Origin of the sequence: Pantoea sp. AN62 (genome assembly GCF_050432985.1) — a bacterium.
Classification (GTDB): Bacteria; Pseudomonadota; Gammaproteobacteria; order Enterobacterales; family Enterobacteriaceae; genus Pantoea; species Pantoea brenneri.
In genome coordinates, this window is sequence record NZ_JBNPYB010000020.1 from 69194 (window position 1) to 91780 (window position 22587).

18 protein-coding genes and 1 pseudogene are annotated in these 22587 nt (G+C 54.0%); 9 read left to right on the forward strand and 10 right to left on the reverse strand.

What is annotated here, in order from left to right; all coding sequences use genetic code 11:
• Nucleotides 1–101 precede the first annotated feature (101 nt).
• Nucleotides 102–449, forward strand: a complete 348-nt coding sequence (locus FHW04_RS20815; protein ID WP_371316239.1) for a type II toxin-antitoxin system PrlF family antitoxin — start codon at nucleotides 102–104, stop codon at nucleotides 447–449.
• A 5-nt stretch (nucleotides 450–454) separates the two neighbouring features.
• Complete coding sequence (locus tag FHW04_RS20820; RefSeq protein WP_069729155.1) at nucleotides 455–940, forward strand: type II toxin-antitoxin system YhaV family toxin; 486 nt, start codon at nucleotides 455–457, stop codon at nucleotides 938–940.
• Between the two features lie 41 nt (nucleotides 941–981).
• Here FHW04_RS20820 and malQ read toward each other — a convergent pair whose 3' ends face one another.
• Both malQ and malP read right to left on the reverse strand, forming a co-directional pair.
• A complete protein-coding gene (gene malQ, locus FHW04_RS20825; protein WP_094106391.1) occupies nucleotides 982–3057 on the reverse strand; it encodes a 4-alpha-glucanotransferase in 2076 nt (691 codons plus the stop codon).
• 8 nt (nucleotides 3058–3065) lie between these two features.
• The gene (malP, locus tag FHW04_RS20830) at nucleotides 3066–5468 is read right to left on the reverse strand and encodes a maltodextrin phosphorylase (protein ID WP_089562296.1); all 2403 of its coding nucleotides are present in this window, start codon (nucleotides 5466–5468) and stop codon (nucleotides 3066–3068) included.
• Nucleotides 5469–5752: 284 nt separating this feature from the next.
• Between malP and malT the strand changes: the two genes are divergently transcribed.
• The gene (gene malT, locus FHW04_RS20835; protein ID WP_089562297.1) at nucleotides 5753–8455 is read left to right on the forward strand and encodes an HTH-type transcriptional regulator MalT; all 2703 of its coding nucleotides are present in this window, start codon (nucleotides 5753–5755) and stop codon (nucleotides 8453–8455) included.
• Nucleotides 8456–8792: 337 nt separating this feature from the next.
• Here the strand turns inward: malT and FHW04_RS20840 are convergent, their stop codons facing one another.
• Both FHW04_RS20840 and FHW04_RS20845 read right to left on the reverse strand, forming a co-directional pair.
• Nucleotides 8793–9332, reverse strand: coding sequence for an ATPase AAA (locus tag FHW04_RS20840; RefSeq protein WP_031374379.1), 540 nt, complete (start codon nucleotides 9330–9332; stop codon nucleotides 8793–8795).
• Between the two features lie 321 nt (nucleotides 9333–9653).
• Nucleotides 9654–10487 (reverse strand): oxidoreductase, encoded by an 834-nt coding sequence (locus tag FHW04_RS20845; RefSeq protein WP_089562298.1) that lies wholly within the window; start codon nucleotides 10485–10487, stop codon nucleotides 9654–9656.
• 104 nt (nucleotides 10488–10591) lie between these two features.
• Here FHW04_RS20845 and FHW04_RS20850 point away from each other — a divergent pair, with 104 nt between their 5' ends.
• Nucleotides 10592–11512, forward strand: coding sequence for an AraC family transcriptional regulator (locus tag FHW04_RS20850; protein WP_089562299.1), 921 nt, complete (start codon nucleotides 10592–10594; stop codon nucleotides 11510–11512).
• 211 nt (nucleotides 11513–11723) lie between these two features.
• Here the strand turns inward: FHW04_RS20850 and FHW04_RS20855 are convergent, their stop codons facing one another.
• Nucleotides 11724–13058, reverse strand: a complete 1335-nt coding sequence (locus FHW04_RS20855) for a PLP-dependent aminotransferase family protein (protein ID WP_089562300.1) — start codon at nucleotides 13056–13058, stop codon at nucleotides 11724–11726.
• A gap of 109 nt (nucleotides 13059–13167) precedes the next feature.
• Between FHW04_RS20855 and FHW04_RS20860 the strand changes: the two genes are divergently transcribed.
• Nucleotides 13168–14058 (forward strand): DMT family transporter, encoded by an 891-nt coding sequence (locus FHW04_RS20860; RefSeq protein WP_094106447.1) that lies wholly within the window; start codon nucleotides 13168–13170, stop codon nucleotides 14056–14058.
• Nucleotides 14059–14303: 245 nt separating this feature from the next.
• The gene (locus FHW04_RS20865; RefSeq protein ID WP_089562301.1) at nucleotides 14304–14768 is read left to right on the forward strand and encodes a GNAT family N-acetyltransferase; all 465 of its coding nucleotides are present in this window, start codon (nucleotides 14304–14306) and stop codon (nucleotides 14766–14768) included.
• 433 nt (nucleotides 14769–15201) lie between these two features.
• Here FHW04_RS20865 and FHW04_RS20870 read toward each other — a convergent pair whose 3' ends face one another.
• The 3 genes and pseudogenes from FHW04_RS20870 to FHW04_RS20880 form a co-directional block, all read right to left on the reverse strand.
• The gene (locus FHW04_RS20870; protein WP_089562302.1) at nucleotides 15202–15723 is read right to left on the reverse strand and encodes a GNAT family N-acetyltransferase; all 522 of its coding nucleotides are present in this window, start codon (nucleotides 15721–15723) and stop codon (nucleotides 15202–15204) included.
• Between the two features lie 128 nt (nucleotides 15724–15851).
• Nucleotides 15852–15998, reverse strand: a pseudogene (locus FHW04_RS20875) (recombinase family protein); the annotation flags it as partial.
• A gap of 62 nt (nucleotides 15999–16060) precedes the next feature.
• Nucleotides 16061–17011 carry an AraC family transcriptional regulator gene (locus FHW04_RS20880; RefSeq protein ID WP_089562303.1) on the reverse strand — a complete coding sequence of 317 codons (951 nt, stop codon included), beginning with the start codon at nucleotides 17009–17011 and terminating at the stop codon, nucleotides 16061–16063.
• Between the two features lie 101 nt (nucleotides 17012–17112).
• On the opposite strand from FHW04_RS20880, the gene FHW04_RS20885 reads away from it, so the two are divergent.
• On the forward strand, nucleotides 17113–18033 hold the full coding sequence (locus FHW04_RS20885; protein ID WP_069729167.1) for an alpha/beta fold hydrolase: 921 nt from the start codon (nucleotides 17113–17115) through the stop codon (nucleotides 18031–18033).
• An 851-nt stretch (nucleotides 18034–18884) separates the two neighbouring features.
• Here FHW04_RS20885 and FHW04_RS20890 read toward each other — a convergent pair.
• Nucleotides 18885–19928, reverse strand: coding sequence for an NAD-dependent epimerase/dehydratase family protein (locus tag FHW04_RS20890; RefSeq protein ID WP_089562304.1), 1044 nt, complete (start codon nucleotides 19926–19928; stop codon nucleotides 18885–18887).
• 515 nt (nucleotides 19929–20443) lie between these two features.
• Between FHW04_RS20890 and FHW04_RS20895 the strand changes: the two genes are divergently transcribed.
• Nucleotides 20444–20866 carry a GNAT family N-acetyltransferase gene (locus FHW04_RS20895; protein ID WP_031374389.1) on the forward strand — a complete coding sequence of 141 codons (423 nt, stop codon included), beginning with the start codon at nucleotides 20444–20446 and terminating at the stop codon, nucleotides 20864–20866.
• Nucleotides 20867–21005: 139 nt separating this feature from the next.
• On the opposite strand, the gene FHW04_RS20900 is transcribed toward FHW04_RS20895, so the two are convergent.
• Entirely contained in the window at nucleotides 21006–21179 is a 174-nt protein-coding gene (locus FHW04_RS20900; protein ID WP_158087064.1) for a hypothetical protein, read from the reverse strand.
• A 147-nt stretch (nucleotides 21180–21326) separates the two neighbouring features.
• Between FHW04_RS20900 and FHW04_RS20905 the strand changes: the two genes are divergently transcribed.
• Entirely contained in the window at nucleotides 21327–22460 is a 1134-nt protein-coding gene (locus tag FHW04_RS20905) for a glutathione-independent formaldehyde dehydrogenase (RefSeq protein WP_089562305.1), read from the forward strand.
• Nucleotides 22461–22587 lie beyond the last annotated feature (127 nt).

The window sequence follows — 22587 nt, forward strand, 5'->3', positions numbered from 1 at the left end:
ACAACGCGTCATACCCACCCTGTAAGCGCACACAATGCATTTGCATTGCCAATGCAGATGCATTATTATGAGGTTATCTTTTTACCTTTTTGTGGGAGTGAATGATGGGAAATTTAACTCAGGCTGACGTATCGCTGCGGGCTTCTTCGAGACTGACCGCACGTAGCCAGACCACTATCCCCGCTGCCGTTCGTGATGCGATGAACCTGCAACCTGGCGAAAATATTGAATATGCGGTTCTTCCTGGCGGTAAAGTGCTTATCAGCCGGCAGGAAACGGTGTCGGATGATGATCCGGTTATGGCGAGTTTTCTCAGTTTCCTTGCGGATGATATGCGCCAGCATCCAGAGAAGATTAAAACGCTGGACGCCGCATTAGTCACACGCATTGCATCCTTAACCGCGGGAATGGATGTTAATCTGGATGCACCGCTCACGGACGACGAGTAAATCTGATGATTGATCGTGCTGCTGTAAAGGAATGGAAAATTTATCTTCATCCCTGCTTTGGGTCGCAACTGATTGCCTTAGTGGATGAAGTAGAATCACTCCGGGTTAAACACCCGGAAAGCTACCAAAAAAAAGCAGCCACCAAACTTTTAGCCGCGGTATTCAAAGTCATTAACAGTGAAATCGGTGCCGATCCGACTCAGGCGAAGTTCCGCCAGGGAAGCACGCTGGGCGATCACAACAGGCATTGGTTCCGTGCAAAATTTCTAATGCAGTATCGATTATTCTTCAGGTACAGCGAACAGTACAAAACCATTATTCTGGCGTGGATGAATGACTCAGAGACTAAGCGTGCTTATGGCAGTAAGCGCGATGCTTATAAAGTCTTTGCCATGATGCTTGACGGCGGCTATCCCCCTGATGACTGGGAAACGCTGTTAAAGCAGGCTCAGGCTATGGACGCTTATCATCAGCCTGATGCTGAACGCTAAATGACCCCGGCCAGCAGCCGGGGTTTTCTTTCAATCAGCCTTTATCTCTTAGCGAGGCGTTTTCGGCGAGCCGTCAGATCACGCAGCAGCGAGTCGGTGGCGGGATCGCTGAACAGCGTTTCCAGCGTGGCGCTGAGCTTACGTCGCCAGTTCGGATACTCGTCGCTGGTGCCGGGAATATTGACCGGAGCCGCCATATCAAGCCAGTCCTCCGGTTGCAGACCCAGCAACGCACTGTGGCTGTCCGCCAGATACCGCTGCATCGCCCGGTTCAGGGCTTTGCTCATCTGGGTACGGCGTGCATCGCGTCCGGCACGTTTGGGCAGGGCACCGACCCGGTGCAGACTGTGCAGCAACGCCTGCTTCGCCCGCAGCCGATCCTGATACAACCCGGCCAGCACCACCTTGTCGGGGTAGAGGCCAAGCCGGTCTCCGGTGGTCAAATCATCGCTCTGCCACCAGCCTCGCAGCGTCGGGAGATCGTGGGTGGTGGCCACCGCCATCGCCTGACGCGGCCACTCGGCCGGCGGACGAAAACCCTGAGCTGAAGTCTGCTCAAAATAGAGCACCTTGTAGGAATAAATCCCGCCGTCACGCAGCTTATCGACAATGGCCTCCGGCACGGTGCCAAGATCTTCGCCGATCACCATGCAGCGGTTGCGCTGACTTTCCAGCGCCAGTATCGCCAGCAGATCATCAATCGGATAGTGCACGTAAGCGCCGTTAGCAGCGCCCTGACCAGCAGGGATCCACCACAGGCGCAGTAACGCCATCACGTGATCGATACGCAGCGCACCGCAGTCTCGCATGTTGGCACGTAACAGGGCGATCCACGGCTGCCAGGCCCGCTGCCGCATCACCTGCGGATCCATCGGCGGCAAGCCCCAGTCCTGACCGCGCGGGCCCAGAATATCGGGCGGTGCGCCGACGCTGGCATCCAGGCAGTAAAGATGGCGCTCGCTCCAGGTTTCGGCCCCGCCTTGCGCCACGCCGACCGCCAGATCGCGATAGAGTCCAATCGGCATCTGCTGCTGCTGACAGCACTGCCAGCAGGCGGCGAACTGCCGGGCGGCCAGCCACTGTAACCACAGCCAGAATCGCACCTGGTCGCCGTGCTGCTGAAGAAACTGCTGCACCGCCGGACTGTCGGGCTGCTGCAACGCCTCCGGCCATACCGGCCAGCCCCAGCGCTGGCTATCCTGCGCCATCTGGTCGGCGTGCAGCGCGTCAAACAACGCCTGATGTAACAGGCTTTCGCCGCCCTGCTGAACAAAGTCGTTGAACGCTTTTACCTCCGGGTCGGCGGCATCGCGCTGCCCGAACTGCGGCCAGGCTAAGCTGAGCGCATCAATTTTGAGCCGGGTAACGGCCGGATAATCGACCCACTCAGCCGTACGCGCCTGCTCAAGAGCCTGCCGGGTGTCGGCCTGTTGCCACCACGCCTGTGCCGCAGGCGATTGCTGAAAATCCGCCACCGCCGCGACATCGATGTAAACCACATTCAGCCAGCGGCGCGACGAGGGACTGTAAGGGCTGGCACTGTCAGGCGTAGCCGGGAACAGCGCATGGATCGGATTAAGGCCGATAAATGCGCCGCCGCGTGCGGCTATGGCCGGCAACATCCGGCGTAAGTCGCCAAAATCACCGATCCCCCAGTTCTCTGCCGAACGCAGGGTATACAGCTGGACGCAGGCACCCCATAAAGCCTCACCCGCCATCAGCGCGGGCGGCTCATAGCAGCGCGGCGGTGCGATAATCAGCTGGCAGGACCACTGCTGATGCGCCTGCTGCAGCGACAGCTGATGATAGCCCTCTGCCAGCGGCGGCAGATGCAGCGGTTGCCCGGGCTGGCAACGCCCGGCGGTGATTTCACCCGACTCGCGGGTGAGCTGCCAGTGCGCGTCCGTGCTGAGCTGCGGGGCGAGACTCAGTACTTCGCCGCTGCGAAAAATCGCCACCGGCGGCAGCGGCGTGGTCGCCGGTCGCGGCGGCTGCATCACCGCCAGCAAACGCTGGCGGGTGTCAGTCGGAATCGCCTGCGGCTGGCCGTGGGCATTAATATACTCGGCGGCAATACCTGCCAGAGAAAACTGATCCAGTACCTGTTCGGTTTTCATGGCGTTCCTTAGCGCGTGGCTTGCCAGATGCGCTGCTGATAGTCGCGGATGGCCCGATCGGAGCTGAACATGCCGCAACGCGCGGTGTTAAGGATGGTAGCGCGCGTCCAGCCATCCTGATCGCTCCACAGCGCTTCCACCTGCGCCTGTGCATCCAGGTAGGGCTGAAAATCGGCCAGCACCAGATACGGGTCGCCGCCTTGCGGACCGAGGCTGCGCAGCATTTCCTCAAAGGCCGCGCAGTCGCCCTGACTGAAGGTGCCATCTTCCAGCGCCTGCAGCACCTGATTGAGCTGATGATCTTTCTTACGCCACTGCGCCGGGGCATAGCCGTCAGCCTTTAACGCCACCACCTGATCTACGGTGTGACCGAAGATAAAGATGTTCTCGCTGCCGACCTGTTCGGCGATTTCAACGTTAGCGCCGTCCAGCGTTCCGATGGTCAGCGCACCGTTGAGCGCCAGCTTCATGTTGCCGGTGCCGGAGGCTTCCTTACCGGCAGTGGAAATCTGCTCGGAGAGATCGGCGGCCGGGATCAGACGCTCTGCCACCGAGACGTTGTAGTCCGGCACAAACACCACCTTCAGACGGTTGCCGACCCGCGGGTCGTGGTTGATGGTTTCCGCGACTTTGTTGATGGCATAAATGATGTTCTTCGCCAGCGCGTAGCCCGGTGCCGCTTTGGCCCCGAACAGCACCACGCGCGGCACCCGATTCGCCTGCGGATCGGTGACCAGCGTTTGCCACAGCGCAATAATGTGCAGCAGGCTCAGATGCTGACGTTTGTACTCATGCAGGCGTTTAATCTGCACGTCGAACAGCGCCTCAGGATCGATCTCAATCCCGGTACGGCTGGCAACCCAGTTGGCCAGCGCCACTTTGTTCTGCTGTTTGATAGCGCGATATTCGGCGCGGAACGCCGCATCGTCGGCAAACGCCTCCAGGCCCTGCAGCGCATCAAGATCGTTCAGCCACGGTTTTTGCAGCGTTTTATCGATTAACGCGCTCAGGGCCGGGTTGCACTGATTGATCCAGCGACGCGGCGTGATGCCGTTGGTAACGTTATGGAATTTTTCCGGCCACAGCTGGTGATATTCCGGGAACAGATCCTGCACCACCAGTTTGGAGTGCAGGGCGGCAACGCCGTTTACCGCAAAGCCGCTGGTGACGCACAGGTTCGCCATGCGTAGCTGGTTGTTATGCACCAGCGCCAGCTTCGCCCATTTGGCTTCATCGCCCGGCCAGCGTGACTCAACCAGGGTTTTCAGTTGGGTATTGAGGGTATTGATGATCATCATATGGCGCGGCAGCAGGCTGCGCACCAGACGCACATCCCAGCACTCCAGCGCTTCCGGCATCAGGGTGTGGTTGGTGTAAGCAAAGGTGTGCTGAGTAATCTGCCAGGCGCGATCCCAGCTGAGCTGATGCTCATCCAGCAGCAGGCGCATCAGTTCAGGGATCGCCAGCGTCGGGTGCGTGTCGTTGAGTTGAATCACTTCGTGATCGGCCAGCGATTCAATGCTGCGTCCGGCCTGATGATGGCGGCGCAAAATGTCGGCCAGCGCACAGGCGCACTGGAAATATTGCTGCATCAGACGCAGCTTTTTGCCGTTCTGATGATTGTCATTCGGGTAGAGCACTTTAGTCAGTTTTTCGGCGTCGATTCCCTGCTGTTCAGCGCGCAGGAAATCACCGTCGTTAAACCGGTTAAGATTGAACGGCTGCGCATGCTTCGCCTGCCACAAGCGTAACGGCTGAGTGACGCCGTTCTGGTAGCCCACCACCGGCAGATCCCAGGCTTCACCCTGCAGCACAAATGCCGGTTGCCAGTGCGGGCGTCCGTCGACGTTGGTGACTTTGCCGCCCAGACCTACTTCGACATTCAGAGCCGCATTATGGTTAAACCACGGATAGCGATCGCGCTGCCAGTCATCAGGGGTTTCGTGCTGCGCGCCGTCTTCAAAGCGCTGGCGGAACAAACCGTACTGGTAGTTCAGCCCATAACCGATGGCAGGCTGTCCGACCGTCGCCATTGAGTCGAGAAAACAGGCGGCCAGTCGCCCGAGGCCGCCGTTACCCAGCGCCGGATCGGTTTCATTTTCCAGCACCTCAGTCAGTGAAATATCCCAGCCCGCCAGCGCCTCATTGACCGCGTTGTACCAGCCGAGGTTCAGTAGATTGTTGCCGGTCAGCCGGCCAATCAGAAACTCCATCGACAGGTAGTTGACGTGGCGCAGCGAACTGTCTGCCGCAACCGGAGGCTGTGCCGCCAGCAGATCGGCCAGCGCGCCGCTCAGCGCCTGCCACCACTGAGCGTGAGTCATTTCACGCGCATCGCGCAGACCAAAACGTTGCCACTGACGCGTCAGGGCAGCAGTAAAATGTTCGGGGTTAAATACGGGCTGTGTCATGGTTGGTGTCCTGTCAGAACAGTAAATGGGTCAATGTGACACCAGTTTGCCCGTGCGACAGATAAGGCTCCTCCTCCTGAAGCGAATTAGACCAGGAGGATAGGGAGGGTGGAGAGGCTGAGGCTAATCTGAAAGCATGCCAGGAGTGTGATTTCGCGCGCTTTTGTAAAGTTTAGTTAATGGGTTTGCTTGCATTCAGCAGGCGAATGGCTGAACGTGTGTAAGGAATAATTACGAAGCGTAAAATAATGATGCGCTTGACGTGAACGGAGAAACGTGCGCCCATGCTAATACCCTCAAAACTCAGCCGCCCGGTTCGCCTTGAAGGCACCGTCATCCGTGAAAGACTGCTGCAAAAACTGACCGCTGCCGGCAATTACCGGCTGGTGCTGATCACCAGTCCGGCGGGCTACGGCAAAACCACGCTGGTGTCGCAGTGGGCGGCGGGTAAAACGCATCTTGGCTGGTATTCGTTAGACGAGGGTGACAATCAGCCGGAGCGGTTCGCCGACTACCTGATTGCTGCACTGCAACAGGCCAGCAACGGCGGCTGTCCGCGCAGTGAATTACTGGCGCAGAAGCGACAATACGTTAATCTCAACGCCCTGTTTTCTCAGTTGTTTATTGAGCTGGTGGAGTGGCAGCAGCCGCTGTGGCTGATCGTTGACGACTACCATTTGATCACCAATCCGGTTATTCACGACGCGATGCGTTTTTTCCTGCGTCATCAACCCGAAAATCTGACCCTGATCCTGCTGTCACGAAATCTGCCCCAGCTCGGCATCGCTAACCTGCGGGTGCGTGAGCAGCTGATCGAACTCGGCAGCCAGCAGCTGGCGTTTACCCATCAGGAAGCGCGCCAGTTTTTCGACTGCCGGCTGGCCGCGCCGCTGGAAAGCGAGGAGAGCGGCAAGCTGTGCGATGACGTCGCAGGCTGGGCTACCGCGCTGCAGCTGATCGTGCTGTCGGCGCGCCAGGGTGCCAGCGCGGCACATGACTCGGCGCGGCGCCTTTCCGGCATCAATGCCAGCCATCTCTCCGATTATCTGGTGGAAGAGGTGCTGGATAATGTCGACCTGCCGACCCGCCATTTTTTACTCAAAACCGCGCTGCTGCGCTCAATGAACGATGAGCTGATCGCCGGTGTCACCCGCGAAGAGAACGGCCAGATGCGGCTGGAAGAGATTGAGCGTCAGGGGCTGTTTTTACAGCGGATGGACGATTCCGGTTGCTGGTTCAGCTACCATCCGCTGTTTGGCAATTTTCTGCGCCAGCGCTGTCAGTGGGAACTGGCGGCGGAGTTGCCGGCACTGCATCGGGCCGCAGCGGAAAGCTGGATGGCGCAGGGCTTTCCCGGCGAGGCGATCCATCATGCGCTGGCCTCCGGCGATGCCAGCATGCTGCGCGACGTGCTGCAGAAGCACGCCTGGACGCTGTTTAATCAGAGCGAACTGCCGCTGCTGGAAAACTCCCTGAAAGCGCTGCCGTGGGAGATGATGCTGGAAAATCCGATGCTGGTGCTGCTGCAGGCGTGGCTGATGCAGAGTCAGCATCGCTTTTCCGAAGTGGACAGTTTGCTGGCCCGCTTTGAACAGGCCAGCCGCTGCGAGATTGACGACGCGCTGCGCGGCGAATTTAATGCGCTGCGCGCTCAGGTGGCGATCAATGATGGCAACACCGATGAGGCGGAGCGACTGGCGAAAGAGGCACTGGATATCCTGCCCGCCAGCCGTCACTACAGCCGCATTGTGGCGACCTCGGTGCACGGTGAGGTGATGCATTGCAAAGGCGACTTAGACAATTCCCTTAACCTGATGCGCCAGACTGAACAGATGGCGCGCCGTGATGAAGTCTGGCACTACGCGCTGTGGAGCCTGATTCAGCAGAGTGAAATCCTGTTTGCTCAGGGCTTTTTACAGGCGGCCTATGAGATCCAGAGCCGGGCGTTTGTGCTGGTCGACGAGCAGCACATGGCGCAGTTTCCGCTGCATGAATTTCTGCTGCGGATCCGCGCTCAGCTGCTGTGGGCGTGGGGACGGCTGGAGGAAGCAGAGCAGGCGGCACGCGAAGGCATCAAAGTACTGACCGGCTTTCAGCCGCAACAGCAGATCCAGTGTCTGGGGCTGCTGGTGCAGTGCTCGCTGGCGCGTGGCAATCTGGATAATGCGCGTAGCTACCTCAATCGGCTGGAAAACCTGCTGAATAACGGCAACTGGCACAGCGACTGGATCGCTAACGCCGATAAAGTGCGGGTGATCTACTGGCAGATGACCGGCGACAACGAGAGCGCCAGCAACTGGATGCGGCAAACGCCGAAACCGGCTTTCGCCAATAACCATTTCCTGCAGGGACAGTGGCGCAACATCGCCCGGGCGCAGATTTTACTCGGCGATGTCAGCCAGGCGGAAGTGGTGCTGGAGGAGCTGAATGAAAATGCTCGCGCCCTGCGGTTGATGAGCGATTTGAATCGTAACCTGCTGCTGCTTAATCAGATTTACTGGCAAACCGATCGCAAAGCCGACGCGCAGCGCACGCTGATCGAGGCGCTGAAACTGGCGCGCAGTACCGGCTTTATCAGTCATTTTGTCATTGAAGGCGAGATGATGGCTCAGCAGCTGCGCCAGCTGATCCAGCTGAATACCCTGAATGAGCTGGACAATCACCGTGCCCGGCGGATCCTGCTGGAGATCAACAAATACCACCGTCACAAGTTCGCCCATTTTGATGAGGGATTTGTCAGCCGGTTACTCAACCATCCTGACGTGCCGGAATTGATCCGCACCAGTCCGCTGACGCAGCGTGAATGGCAGGTGCTGGGCTTGATCTATTCGGGCTACAGCAACGATCAAATTGCTGGCGAGCTGGCGGTGGCGTCCACCACCATCAAAACGCATATCCGCAATCTCTACCAGAAGCTGGGCGTGACGCATCGTACGGAGGCGATGAATCAGGTGCAATCGCTGCTGAAAATGATGGGTTACGTCTGACGACCTGGGTTGCTACCGGCGGGCATCCGCCCGCTTATGCTGAAGAGCAACCTGAAGTAACAAGGTTAATGAGGAAACATCCCGCCTTCACCCCATCCGGATGATTCAACGGCGGCTGTTCAGACCGGCGTAAGAACCACCGCATATCAGCAAACCGGTTTTCATCTATAAAGCGCGCGTTGAAGTGGGGCAGACACTGCGCTGATGCAGGCACCCATCAGGCTGGCCGCAGGACTGGATTCTTAAACAGGACATCCATCGCATGACCACAAAGCCCGGCTTCTCTGGTGATTACCCAATGACCTTACCGGCTCAGTCTCATCAACTACTGAAACATCTATTTGTTGAGATCCCAGCGTTGATAGCAGGCGTTAATCTCGCGGGGTAACGTCAGCATTAGCCGGGGGATCGTAATCTGCTCAAATAGCGTCCTGTAGCGAAGGCGGTTTGCAGGCGCAATAAGCGCAATGTATTTGAGCATCTCCCAGCTAACATTCTCCCTGCCGGTTTTGAGCCCGCCGATTCTGGGTTTTGATGAGTAACATCTGCGAATATAGCGCAGCAACGCTATTGGCACCGGTACATCAAGCAGGATTAGCCCAGTGGCACGTTCGAGTCGTGGATGTATGCATTTTGTATAGTTGCCCTCCATCACCCATTTTTCCTTTTGCACCGCCTCAGCATGTAACCGATAAAAATCCTCTGGTTTCCGGGGGACCCATTTTGAATCCGGCAGATGATGCAGTTGATCCAGATGGATTAAAGGCAAAGATGTTTTACGCGCTATCGCATCAGCCAGCGTTGATTTACCGCTGTTTGAGGGTCCCATAATACAGATGCGTGGGCCCAGTTCTTCCAGTGATAACGATGTATTCATAAATCAGTCCTTCAACGTTCCCGGAAAAAAACAACTAAGGGTAACAATATTAATAGTTTAAAATCTTTTTCGGTGCGGCGGCAGGCCATAAAAGGACGCCGGTTGGGGGCACTAACCGACAGGATTGCCAGGCGTCAGATTGTATACGGTAAGTTCAGCTTCTGCCGTTGGGTTACAGTCGGCGTTGAGCGCAGGGCGGACGCAATCGCACGAAGCGAAGTCCGTGCTGCAAAAGCATCAGCACTGTGGCCCGCGCGAAATGGCCGTCAGTGCGACCGGCCATATAACGTGTTCCAGCGTACTCACTGTTTCAGTCGCGGATTAACCATCCGTTGAACGTGTTATTGCTTCCCACTGTTCCATTTCCTTGCCTAAAGCCGTGAGCTTTTGCCGCACTAAACGTAATGCATCACTGCCTAACAATAAATGCACTGGCGGGGTCTGGCTCTCAATGATTGCCAGTATGGCGCGGGCTGCCTTTACAGGATCGCCAGGTTGCTTACCGCTTTTTTCCTCACGAGCCTGGCGAATAGGATCAAACAACGCGTCGTAGTCCGGAATGCTGCGAACGCTGCGAACCATTGATCGCCCGGCCCAGTCGGTGCGAAACGAGCCAGGTGCCACGGCTGTCACCTGTATGTTGAACGGGGCAAGCTCTTTGCTTAACGTTTCAGATATTCCTTCCAGTGCAAATTTGCTGCCGCAGTAATAACTGATGCCGGGCAGGGTAATGAAACCGCCCATTGAGGTGATATTAATAATATGGCCACGACGGCGCTGGCGCATATCTGGTAGCACGGCTTTGATCATCGCCACTGCGCCAAACACGTTCACGTCAAACTGGCGGCGCATCTCTGTGATTGATGATTCTTCCATTATGCCTTCATGGCCGTAACCGGCATTGTTTACCAGCACATCAATCGGACCGACGTCAGACTCAATCTCGCCAACGACCTTATCAATACGCTCAAAGTCGGTGACATCAAGCAGACGGCCAAAAGCCCGCTGCACATTGAGCGCCTCGAAAGCCTGCTGTGCTTCGCGGGTGCGAACGGTACCCACCACCCGATGACCTGCGGCGAGGGCTTCCTGTGCCAGCGCCTGACCAAAGCCGCTGCTGACGCCGGTGATTAAAATCGTTTTTACAGATGTCATAAAAAAACTCCCCTGAACTTTGGAAGTTGCATAGTATTTTATGTTCTGCTGCATTTTCAGGCCGTATCTTCTCTTTTTCTTGCCTGATTTTATGAGGTGCTGTGATGCCGGGGATGATGACCTTAGTGAAAGCACTGGCGGCGCAGGAGGGGTATAACCTTACTGCGTTGCCTGACGTGAGAATTTTGCGTGCCGATCGCCCGCTTGCCCGAACGCCTGTGCTTTACGATCCAGGGATCGTGATTGTCTGCCAGGGCAGCAAGCGCGGCTATTTTGGTCAGCAGACTTATTTATATGATGAACAGCATTATCTTGCAGTTTCGGTGCCGGTGCCGTTTGTGATGGAAACCGAGGCGTCAGCAGAACATCCGTTGCTGGCGATTTATATGCATCTGGATTTTCAACTGGCCGCGGAACTGATGCTGCAGATTGAACAACATGATGTCCCGCATCCTCCCGTCGCGCCGCAAAGCATGATGTCTAGCCCGATGGACGACGCGGTAAAAACGGCCGTGCTGCGCTTGCTTGAAGTCCTGAACAATCCGCTTGATGCGGCGATCCTCGGCCCTGCGCGGGTGCGTGAGCTTTATTACCGCGTATTGACGGGCGCACAGGGCAATGCAATGCGCGCCGCACTGGCCCTGCAGGGACAGTTTGGCAAAATAGGTAAAGTGCTGCAGCGCATCCATGCGACCTATGCTGAGCCGTTAACACTGACACAACTGGCGATGGACGCCGGCATGAGTGTGCCGACATTTCATAGCCATTTCAAAGCGATAACCCGGATGCCGCCGATGCAGTATGTGAAATCGGTACGCCTGCATCAGGCGCGGATGTTGATGGTGCGTCAGCAGGTCACTGCCGCCGCCGCGAGTTATGCCGTCGGCTACGAAAGTCCGTCGCAATTTAATCGCGAGTTCAAACGCCTGTTTGGGCTGCCGCCGGCTGAGGAGATAAAACGCATGCAGCGTCACTTCGCCGTTCCGCCCGTACAGCAAGCGTCGGTATTTGTTTCATCGCATTAAGGTCTGTTCGACATAGCTGAATAAACCGTGACCCAGGCAACGTCTGATGTTGGCGCAGTATCGACTGTCACCAGGCACAGCGCGACGTACCTGGCCGGCACGCGCAAAGCGGACTGACGATGCCTGTGCCCATATCCGAAATAAGCGAAAGGCGCACATTGTTAATTTTAAAAAGCACAGTCATTTGGCTGAGGCAGCCTTTTAACATTATCTAGATGTCTTTTTCATAATTGATGGTTTCCTTCACCGCAGTGAGGGCAAGCCGGAGCCTGTCCAGGCTGACCGAGCCGAGCGCGAGGCGTATGGCGTGCGGCACATTTGATGATGTACTGAATGGCTCGGCGGTTGAAACTGATATCTGCTGGTCCATTAATCGATGCAAAATTCGTTCAGCCCTGACCTCTGCGGGTAAGGGCAGCCAGATGAAATAAGCGCTGGCATGGCTTATCCACTGGCCGTCACCCATTATCTCGCGCGCAATGGCCTGACGCTGTCGGGCATCGCGCCGCTTCATTGATTCCAGTTTTCTTATCGTTCCATCCTTAATCCAGCCACAAACCATCGCAACCATAAGGGCGGGTGTATTCCATGTCGTGGCCCGGATAGCGCGTTCGAGAGGTTGTCGCATTCCAGCCGGAGAGACCACCACGCCGACACGCAGGCCGGTGGCAATATTTTTAGCAAAGCCGGTAACGTAGACCGTCCTTTCAGGCGCATAACAGGCCAGCGGGGGTGGTGGGCGACTGACCAGAAAAGCGTAGGCCGCGTCCTCTATCACAAGTAAATCAAATTCCCGGGTAATACGGGCGAGCTCACTACGCTGGGCGTGGCTCAGCACCCAGCCCAGGGGGTTATGCAGCGTGGGCATTGTGTAGATCGCCCGGACGCGCCTGCTTTGGCAGATTTGCCGGAGTGCGGTCAGGTCAGGGCCGCTCACGCCGGTGGGTATGGGCACAAGCTCCAGATGATAAAGCGTGGCCAGTGCTTTAAAACCAGGATAGGTCAGTGCATCCACAGCGACCACATCACCGGGTTTCAGCAAACCCATCACTGCGACGGTAAGACCGTGCTGTGCACCGTTCACAATCAGCAAGTCATCCGCAGATGCCGCAATACCGGCGGTTGCCAGCCATGTCGCGATGATATCCCGATCGGTTTTTCTTCCGGCGTGAGGGTGATAACGCAGCAACGATTCGAGATCGCCAGTGGCGGCCAGCTGGCGCATTGAATCGCGCAGTTGCTCCTTCTGGTCTGGCAGGGAAGGGTAGTTAAAGTTGAGATCCAGCACATCAGCAGCCAATGCCAGCTGATCAATACCCTGGCCGGCAGGTAACGAGATATCCCGGACAAAGGTGCCACGGCCTGTTTCTCCCCGCACCAGACCAATAGCTTCCAGCTCTGCGTAAACGCGGGTTGCAGTGGCAAGGGAGATGCCTTTATCCACTGAGAGTGCCCTGTGGGTTGGAAGCCGTGCACCGGCAGGAAGGCTGCCGTTTCGGATCGCAGCGGCATATTCATCCACGACAGCTTTATAGCGCACCCTCATGAATTGTACCTATGACAATTTTTTGATTGTCATGAATCATGGGGCTTAGCATAGGAACTGTCAATTTACAGTCGGGCTGATGATATAAGCACTTGAGGAGAGGGATGTCGTGGCGACAAATGATTTAAATAACGCTAATTCTGGTTCGCTGTCCGGCTGGATTAATGGTTTTCTGGGTGTGCTGATATTCAGCGGATCACTTCCGGCTACACGCCTGGCCGTTCAGGATATGAGTCCTTTTTTTCTGACTTTCATGCGGGCCTCTGTTGCCGGCGTATTGGCGATTGCACTGCTTTTGCTCTTCAGGCAGAAACCTCCTCAGCGCAATCAGGTGTTCTCATTAATAATTGTTGCGGCTGGTGTAGTGATCGGTTTTCCGCTGCTGACAGCTATAGCACTGCAGCATATAACCTCCTCCCATTCAGTTGTATTTCTCGGACTGCTGCCGTTGGCGACGGCTGTTTTTGGCGTGATCAGAGCAGGAGAACGACCACGACTGCCATTCTGGATATTTTCCGCATTGGGCAGTCTGTTAGTGGGCGGATATGCTCTGTCGCAAAATGCTTCGGTTTCGCTGTTCGGTGACCTGCTGATGCTGGCTTCCGTGCTCGTCTGCGGGCTGGGTTATGCTGAGGGTGCCCGGCTTTCACGTGAGCTTGGTGGATGGCAGGTCATCTGTTGGGCACTGATTATTTCTCTGCCGCTGATGCTGATGGCTGCCTGCGTAACAATGCCAGAAAATATCAATGCCATAACCATCGAGAGCTGGCTGGCGCTGGGCTATGTCTCCCTTTTCAGCATGCTGATCGGCTTCATTTTCTGGTACAAAGGATTAGCTACCGGTGGCATTACGGCTGTAAGTCAGTTGCAGTTGCTGCAGCCGTTTTTTGGCCTCGGGCTTTCCGCCTTACTGCTTTCGGAAACGGTGAGTCCTTTGATGCTGCTGGTGACGCTGGGGATCATTCTCAGCGTCATCGGTTCGCGCCGGTTCGCACGTTAATGAGCTGAATAATCGAAATGCTACCGTTCCGTAGACAACGTTTTCTTGTTGCACAAAGCGGCCTGATATAAGCGAAGGGCGGACCTTAGTAATGATGAGTTGGTGTAGTTTTGCTGGTTATTCTGAAATATCAACATTATCAGCGGTGGTCGATATTGGTAGAAAAAATTCTTTTAACAGAGACGCTTGAAAACCCGCTTTCAGGTGATATCTTCAGTGCATAATTACCTAATCAGGAAGAGAGCATGATTACTCTGAGGGATATGAATGAAGAAGAATTCGAAAGTTATCGTTCTCTTTTCATCAATGAATATGCGCAGGATCTACAAAGAAATCGGGAATATCGCCCTGAAAAAGCACGAGCCAAAGCCATAGAATCTATTGATGCCGTGTTAACTAAAGGCGTTGCGACTCCAGCTAATCAGCTGTGGTGTATTCAACAGCTTGATGAACCAGAAGAGATTATTGGCATTCTGTGGCTGTCCCTCACCGGGTCATCAGCGTGGATAAGTGATTTCTACATTTATCCCGACTGGCGCAGTCGTGGATTCGGCGGTTTGGCCTTGAACGTAATGAAAACAGTGCTGAAAGAAATGGGCATCAATGACGTCGGACTTAGAGTAGCCCCGAACAATGCCTCAGCCAAAGCACTGTATCATAACAATGGCTTTCATATTACCGGCATTAATATGACGCAAAATTTAAATTAAATCTTTTAGCTGGTTTAGATAAATTTCTTTTAAAACTAAAAATGATACATTTTTTAACACCCTGCCGTTCAGCGCTTCATAAAACGTTTGAATCAGTTTTTTTCGACATGCTGCTTTTTTTTCAATAAAAAATTGAGTAAATAACTGCCACTTAATCACAACTTATTTTACCGCCGTTTCAGCGCTATTTTTGACTGACTCCATCTCAGGAAAAGACTCAGCTTTGTGAGGTGCCGCTTCTGGCACAGAGCGGACATGCTTGCGCGGCGTAGTCCGCTCTGAGCGAGAAGCGGACATTCCGTTTGCAACAGGGGTCAAGAGCGCATCGGAATGAAAGGGCCAATCAGATTCTTACTAATCAGAAGCGACGAAGATCTTTAATGGCTAATTCCTCAAATGACCTGCTAAAAAATTGTATTTATGGATTGATTACTTACTGGCGTATAAGCATGCGTACCTGCTTGCCGCGATAGTTAACATAATCTTGAAACTGGAAACCAAAACGCTCAGCCAGATAATTTGAACGTTTATTTTCTTCGTCAATGATACAACATACTGGGGATGAAAATGTCTGGTCGGCCCATAGTAAAACTGCGGCCAGTGCTTCAGACGCATAACCTTTGCCACGAACCTCAGGAACCAACGTCCATCCAGCTTCAGGGTATTTTAACTCAGGTGTGATATCACGATGAGCATCCTGGAAACCAAACGAACCAGCATAACGACCTGTTGTTTTCTCAAACACTGCCCAATAGCCATACCCTAACGCATGCCAGTGCCCGATATAACGTAATAAGCGGGTCCAAACCATTTCTGCTGTTGGATTTTCACCGCCATTAATTTTAGCCATTTCAGGAGTGCTCCAGCACGCCATAAGCGTTGGAAACTCATCGAGCGTAAATTGTTTTAAAATCAATCGTTCTGTTTCAAGTCGAGGCGCTTGCTGAACAGTCATCACTTCTCCTGGTTTTAGCATACTTGATGCGGCTGTTTTACCACCATGCACGTTTCTTCTTTGACGGGCAATCAAACTGTATCAACGTCCGCTGCTGGCACAAAGCGGACGTGCACTGTAACAGTCGCTCACGAGCGAGCATCAGCGCCTTCCATTGCCGCTTTTACTCTGAGAATGGCCTGCCGTGTAGGGTTGAATTTGCGGGCGATCGAACGGATGCTTTTCCTTTCACTAAGCCGCAGCAAGACCTCTTTCTTTTGTTCGTAATCCGGCGCAGGCGGACGACCGAAACGCTGCCCCGATGCCTTAGTACGCGCGTTATTCTCTTATCGTGAACTCAACTATTGTCGCTGGAAAAAGAACCTCTGACTGCGCCAGGTGATACTCCCGTGGTGCGTTTGAAGGCGCGGCTGAAAGCCGCCAGTGAGCCATACCCCATGTTGGCAGCCACGACCTCAACGGGTGTATGTTCACGACGGAGGCAATGCATGGCTAAGCGCATTCTGAGATCAGTAAGATATCTAAGCGGTGAAGTGCCCGTTGCTGCCAGAAAATGCTGACTGAAACCTGAGCGTGACTGGCCAGCCTCCTTAGCAAGTTCAGCGGTAGTCCAGTTTTTACCCGGATTTTTGTGCATCATAAAAATAGCACGGCTGAGTCGGGGATCGTTCATGGCTCCTACCCATCCCGTTGCGTCGTCACACCCGCCAGCCACCCATCCGCGAACGATAAGAGCCGCTACAACCTCAGCCAGCCGTGCAAGTATTCCGGCACTCCCGGCCTGTTCGCTCATTGTTTCGCGTTCCATGGCATCAAGCATTGGCTGGAGCTCAGGGGACTTTTCCGTCAGCATACTGACCAGCAAAAGCTCTGGCATCGCAGACATCAGGGGCTGCATGCCACCAAGATCGAAATCCATACAGCAGCTGAACATCACCGGTTTTGCATCCTCTGCGACTAAAGCATCTTTGTCGGGTTTGTTTGCCGGATCAAAATACAGCACCCTGCACCTGGCAATGTCAGAGGATTCAAACACGGCATGTGGCCCTCCATGAGGAAGCAGAACAGCATCACCGGTGTCTAGCTTATAGATCTCGCCCCCCGGGCTGCTCAACCAGACAGGGCCGTAGCCTACAAAATGGAACTGTCCTCTTCCGGTGACGTTGGTAAAACCTATTCCTTTAGACTCAGGGACATTTATTTTGCTGAACTGCACGCCCTTAAGGTGCATGTCATGGAGTAACTGGCTGATTAATTCACTTGAGCGACCATTCTGAGAAGTTGCCATTTATCTTTTTTGGACGATTAATCAAATTATATGGACAACATATCATAGTATGTCCAATACCGGCGTCCTACACTTCGTTTTTAACTTAACGGAGTGAATAAATGAACAAACCTTACCGATTCAGGACGTGGGGAACTGCCTTACTAATTCTACTGCTGACAACGCTATCTTCACTGGCCAGCGCCAGTGAAAAACACTATACGGTCACCGCGCCCGATGGCGTAAAAATCGCCGTGCAGGAATCGGGTAATCCAACCGGGCCTGCCATTATTTTTATTCACGGATTATTAGGCAGTCGTCTCAACTGGGAAAAACAGGTCAATAGCCCTGAACTGCAAAACTACCGAATGATCACTTATGATCTGCGTGGGCACGGGATGTCAGGTAAACCAGAAGATGCCGAGGCTTACAGGAATGGACGTCACTATGCTGACGATTTGGCTGCCGTCCTCAAATCAACGGGAGCCCGTCGTCCGGTACTGGTTGGCTGGTCACTGGGTGGCGTTGTCATGTCAAACTATCTCGCAGCTTATGGCGACGCAGGTATCAGTGGTGTCATGTACGTGGATGGGGTGATTGAGCTGAACGCAGCACTGATTACACCGCATCCGGAGGTCTATGCAGGTCTGGCCTCTGACGACGTCCGTACGCATCTTGAAGCCGAGAGGGCTTTCCTGAGTTTATGTTTCCATACTCAGCCTGACGCTGTGACCCGTGAGTTATTGCTTTCCAGTGCCGCTATGGCTTCCTGGGTTATGACACGCACAACGCCATCAATGACCGTCGCTGCTGCTGAAGGTTTGCCTAAGGCGAGAGTTCCCGTTTTGATGATTTATGGCGGCAAGGATCAACTTGTGAAGGTACAACCGAGCATCGCCCGCGCACGCGAACTTAATGACCACGTCCAGACGAAACTTTATGCAAACTCCGGACATGCTCCATTTCTGGAAGAAGCGCCACGCTTTAATCGCGATTTGTCAGCGTTCATGACGTCTGCAGCGGTAAATGGAGACGCTCAGTGATAAGCACAACATTTATATACTGCACGGTGGCTGAGGCTATTCACGCGTCGCCCGAATTTAGCGCGCAACAGGGCATGACGTATTCACACCCACTTTAACAGGATCGGGGGAGCGCTCACATCTGGCTTCACCCGCCATAAATAGATCCACTCCTATAAGGGGTGTGCTTAACGTTATTGCTTTTGAAGGATTAGGTGACCTCGTACTGGTTGACCATTCGTATGGAGGACTCATTATCACGGCGGTGGCGGATGCCATTCCCGACAAATCAGATCCCTGGTTTACCTTGATGCATTTATTGGTGAGCACGGTAAATCTCTATTTAACATGGACCCCCCCTCTGCTACCAGGCTGGCAGAGAATATCACTGCAACCCAGGTGAAGCTGACGCAAAGGGTATTAACGAAGATCGAAAGCGCAACGGCCTTATTTCAGTTGAGGGCGAACGCTGGGCTCCGTAGATGATAGATTGGGTCAACCAGGATACGCCAATCAACAATGCAGATAAGAAAACTCAGTGAGTAATCCGCGGATTCAGACTCATTATTTCCATCTTTGACTAAGCGTTTTACTCCCTCAAATTTTCATTTGACAGCATGGCCACCGACGCATTTCTCAAATCACGCCGGAATACCTTTCGGCGCTGGCGTGAAATCAGTTCACATCGATTAAGGCAAACATTCGTGTCCGCTTCCGGCACAGAGCGAACATTTATCCGGCGTAGCTGTCAGGTGGACCGCATCCCTGTGCGCCTGGCTTCCGGAACCATGGGTTGGTGTAATCTTCCGCCGTATCCAAACGGGCCTGGAGAGCAGGCCGGCAGCCTGCCAGACGACAGGCTGCATGAGAAATCAGGGAATAAGTTTGCTGCTTCGCATCGCGTCCAGATGTTCAATCAACACCTCATCAGAGCGCTTGATCATGGCGTCAAACCCTGCCTGACGCGCTTTGGTGACGTCAAAGATGGCGTCTTTCTTAACATGGAAGATAAAGTCACCAAATCCACCTAACGCCAGTTTGTCGATATCTCGCTCCTGCAGATGCGCCTTGTCGGCGATGGATGACCAGAGAGGCTTAAGCGCGCTGAGACGTTCGCTAAGCGAAACAGGCTGCGCCTCGCCAACCGGAACGCCAAACCAGTCAGCCAGTTTCGGCCAGACGTGACACCAGCGAAACACGTCGCCATTGGTGATATTGAACGCGCCGAATCTGGCATTTTCGGTGGCCCAGACAGCGCTTTCACCGAGGATGCGGCTGTCAGTGATGTTCACCAGAGTATTGCGATAAGCGTCATCCGGGCCGGGAAAATGCAGGGCGGTTGCCGTTTCGCGGCAGATTGTACCGTACACGCCGATTAAATTTCCCAGGTTCATCGGCGATCCGAATGAGTGACCGATGACAATATCCGGGCGCAGTGCAGTCCAGCCGATGCCTTCATCGCCAATCTTTCTCGCATAGTCCTCATGCCGGAAATAGAGGTTCGGCGGAAAATGACGGCTGTCCTCTTCCCGCGCCGGGGTGCGGTAAACGCCCAGATGGGCACCATAAACCTTTCCGCCCTGAATAAAGATAATATGTTTCAGCGAATTGCCTGACGAGCGTACCGCGCCGATGAGATTTTCAAACATCAGCGCATTGATATCCGCCTCCACGCCTGGATTGGGATCCTGGCGCAATGCCGCATAAAAAATGTGCGTCACCGTTTCAAACGCTTCCCGGTGTTGATTAAGATTTTCGGAAGAGGTCAGGTCAGCGCTGATATGAGGAGAAGGGTGAGGGCTGTGCGGCGAACGCCCAAGGGTAGTGATTTGCCAGCCCGCGTTATGGAAGGAATCATGAGCGGCAAAGCCCACTACGCCGGCAGCACCGACCAGCAATACGTGCTTATCATTCATACATTTCTCCGTTTTGTTTCATATAACCCGTTTTAGCAGCAACATACAGAGGGTATTACCACTGACAGCAAACCGAGCCGTTGCTGTACGCCGTTATTAAAAAGTGATTGATATAGCATAATGAGTCAAACGACGATCGGCAGGCGAAGCGTCCCCCGTGCACCGCACAGAGTTTTTTAACCCGCCGCAGATGTTTGCCCAAAGCGTCAATACAGGTCGCTGTGAAAAAGCAGTTGCAACAGCTTCATCCGGCAGCAACGAGCGTGAAGCGAACATGCTGTCACCCTGCATATAACTAAATTTGGCAAATATGATGGGTTTATGAAGTGGAGATAGGGTGGCCCATTATCCGATTAACGATAACTTTCAGAAAATGAACCCTGCCTCTGTGGGATGAATAGGGTTAACGAACCATCTTATGGGATTGTAAAATCCCGTATGAAATTAAAAATCTGTTCGGGATTGCCGTTTTATTAAGGCTGCACTGCAGCCAATTAAAGAGAGGGAGACTGAATATGCGTGTTCGCCTGGCCACTGAAAACGATGCTATATCCCTGATTACTATCGACTCTGTTGCCCAGCACCAGCCAAAACGTGCGGCGAAAATCCGCAGCTGGTGTGCCCAGTCTGTCTGTTATATTGCCGAACAGCAGGGGATAGCGATGGGATATGGCGTGCTGAACTATCATTTCTTCGGCTGCGGCTTTATTGAAATGCTGATGGTAGGGGAACATTACCGCCGCAGGGGGATCGGTCTGGCGTTGATTGCAGCGTTGAGGTCCCGCTGCCAGCACCCGAAGCTGTTCACCTCCACCAATCGTTCTAACCTGCCAATGCAACGTCTGCTGTTGAACGCCGGATTTATCGCCAGCGGTCAGGTCGACAATCTCGATGACGGGGACCCGGAAGCGATATTTTTTATTCCGGCCTTAACGTAGCGCAGAGAGAAAGGGAAACAGACACCCATATCCAGGGTGCCAGGCTAAGCGAGTCCAGGGTTTTAGCGACCGCTGTATCTACCGGGAAGTGCCTTTCTGAGAAGGTTCTGGCAGTGAATCAGGCAAAAACTGGCCGGGTTTAAGACAATTCATCTCTTTGATAAATCGGGTCTTTACCTTCAGGCTGTGTCTGAGATTGCTGCAGATAATTGATAACTGTTTCACGCAAATATTCCCGCAACGCTACCGGCTGCTGCCGCCCGGCTTGATGTGGCATCATCCTGATCTTTTCCCGGCTGCCTTTGACCTTCATCCCCGGCTAGCATTCCTCAACGTATCCGATAAGAAACCTCCCGATTGCCGTGCTGTCGATCGCGTTATCAATCATGGCAGCTAAGCTTAGTTGACACTTACCCGGTCGGGCAGCCACACCTTTCCGGCCTGCAAGCAGGAGAAGATCATGAAAGCAGTTATTTACAACGGTCCCTATGATGTAAAAGTTAAAGACGTGCCGGATGCAAAAATTGTTCGCCCCACCGATGTGCTTGTCCGCATTACCACCACCAATATTTGTGGATCGGATTTGCACATGTACGAGGGTCGGACCAGCTTTGAGCAGGGACGTATTTTGGGGCACGAAAACCTGGGTGAGGTGGTTGAAATTGGCTCAGGAGTGGAGCGTGTTAAGGTCGGTGACTATGTCTGTCTGCCATTTAATGTCGGATGCGGTTTTTGCGAGAATTGTGAAAAAGGTCTGACCGGTTTTTGTCTCACCACCAATCCCGGTACTGCGGGCGCGGCCTATGGTTTTGCTGAAATGGGCGCCTGGGAAGGCGGTCAGGCGGAACTGCTTCGGGTCCCCTTTGCAGACTTTAACTGCCTGGTGCTTCCGCCTGATGCAGTAGAAAAAGAAGATGATTATGTGATGCTCTCTGACATTTTCCCTACCGGCTGGCATGCGACAGAACTCGCCGGATTAAAGCCTGGTGAAAGCGTAGCCATTTACGGCGCGGGGCCGGTGGGTCTGATGGCCGCACACTCAGCCATGATAAAAGGCGCTTCACAGGTATTTGTGGTGGATACACACCAGGACCGTTTAGCGCTGGCAGAGAAAATGGGGGCGACGGGCATCAATGCAACCGGCGATGAAGCCGTGCAGAGAATTCTCGACTTAACTGACGGACGCGGCACTGACTGTGGCTGTGAATGTGTGGGCTATCAGTGCTGTAACAAACATGGCCATGAAGACAATTCAGTCACCATGAACAGCATCGTTGCATCAACCAAAGCAACCGGGGGAATTGGTGTGGTTGGCGTGTTTATCCCGCAGGATCCGGGAGCTGCATCAGACCTTGCCAAAGAAGGTAAGATGCCGTTTGATTTCGGCAGTTTCTGGTTTAAAGGACAGTCAATCCGCACCGGCCAGGCGAACGTCAAAGCCTATAATCGTCAGTTAGCCCGTTTAATTCATCAGGGTAAAGCCAGCCCGGGCGACATAGTCTCACACCGTCTTTCGCTTGCTGAGGCGCCTGAGGGATATAAGCACTTTGACGATCGCGATGAGGGATGGACCAAGGTTATCCTTAAGCCTTAACTGACGCTGATCGGTAGGAAAAAATAGAATCGGAACAATGTAGAAATGTCGACGGGATACCATTGCGTATCCTGTTATAATATTTATCTTCTGCCGCCAGGCTCGCCCCCGTATCTATTGTGATGTT

Excerpts from the sequence above, each read along its gene's own strand:
- FHW04_RS20815 (WP_371316239.1), top strand. The coding sequence starts at position 102 with ATGATGGGAAATTTAACTCAGGCTGACGTATCGCTGCGGGCTTCTTCG.
- FHW04_RS20820 (WP_069729155.1), top strand. The coding sequence starts at position 455 with ATGATTGATCGTGCTGCTGTAAAGGAATGGAAAATTTATCTTCATCCC.
- malQ (WP_094106391.1), bottom strand. The coding sequence starts at position 3,057 with ATGAAAACCGAACAGGTACTGGATCAGTTTTCTCTGGCAGGTATTGCC.
- malP (WP_089562296.1), bottom strand. The coding sequence starts at position 5,468 with ATGACACAGCCCGTATTTAACCCCGAACATTTTACTGCTGCCCTGACG.
- malT (WP_089562297.1), top strand. The coding sequence starts at position 5,753 with ATGCTAATACCCTCAAAACTCAGCCGCCCGGTTCGCCTTGAAGGCACC.
- FHW04_RS20840 (WP_031374379.1), bottom strand. The coding sequence starts at position 9,332 with ATGAATACATCGTTATCACTGGAAGAACTGGGCCCACGCATCTGTATT.
- FHW04_RS20845 (WP_089562298.1), bottom strand. The coding sequence starts at position 10,487 with ATGACATCTGTAAAAACGATTTTAATCACCGGCGTCAGCAGCGGCTTT.
- FHW04_RS20850 (WP_089562299.1), top strand. The coding sequence starts at position 10,592 with ATGCCGGGGATGATGACCTTAGTGAAAGCACTGGCGGCGCAGGAGGGG.
- FHW04_RS20855 (WP_089562300.1), bottom strand. The coding sequence starts at position 13,058 with ATGAGGGTGCGCTATAAAGCTGTCGTGGATGAATATGCCGCTGCGATC.
- FHW04_RS20865 (WP_089562301.1), top strand. The coding sequence starts at position 14,304 with ATGATTACTCTGAGGGATATGAATGAAGAAGAATTCGAAAGTTATCGT.
- FHW04_RS20870 (WP_089562302.1), bottom strand. The coding sequence starts at position 15,723 with ATGACTGTTCAGCAAGCGCCTCGACTTGAAACAGAACGATTGATTTTA.
- FHW04_RS20880 (WP_089562303.1), bottom strand. The coding sequence starts at position 17,011 with ATGGCAACTTCTCAGAATGGTCGCTCAAGTGAATTAATCAGCCAGTTA.
- FHW04_RS20885 (WP_069729167.1), top strand. The coding sequence starts at position 17,113 with ATGAACAAACCTTACCGATTCAGGACGTGGGGAACTGCCTTACTAATT.
- FHW04_RS20890 (WP_089562304.1), bottom strand. The coding sequence starts at position 19,928 with ATGAATGATAAGCACGTATTGCTGGTCGGTGCTGCCGGCGTAGTGGGC.
- FHW04_RS20895 (WP_031374389.1), top strand. The coding sequence starts at position 20,444 with ATGCGTGTTCGCCTGGCCACTGAAAACGATGCTATATCCCTGATTACT.
- FHW04_RS20900 (WP_158087064.1), bottom strand. The coding sequence starts at position 21,179 with ATGAAGGTCAAAGGCAGCCGGGAAAAGATCAGGATGATGCCACATCAA.
- FHW04_RS20905 (WP_089562305.1), top strand. The coding sequence starts at position 21,327 with ATGAAAGCAGTTATTTACAACGGTCCCTATGATGTAAAAGTTAAAGAC.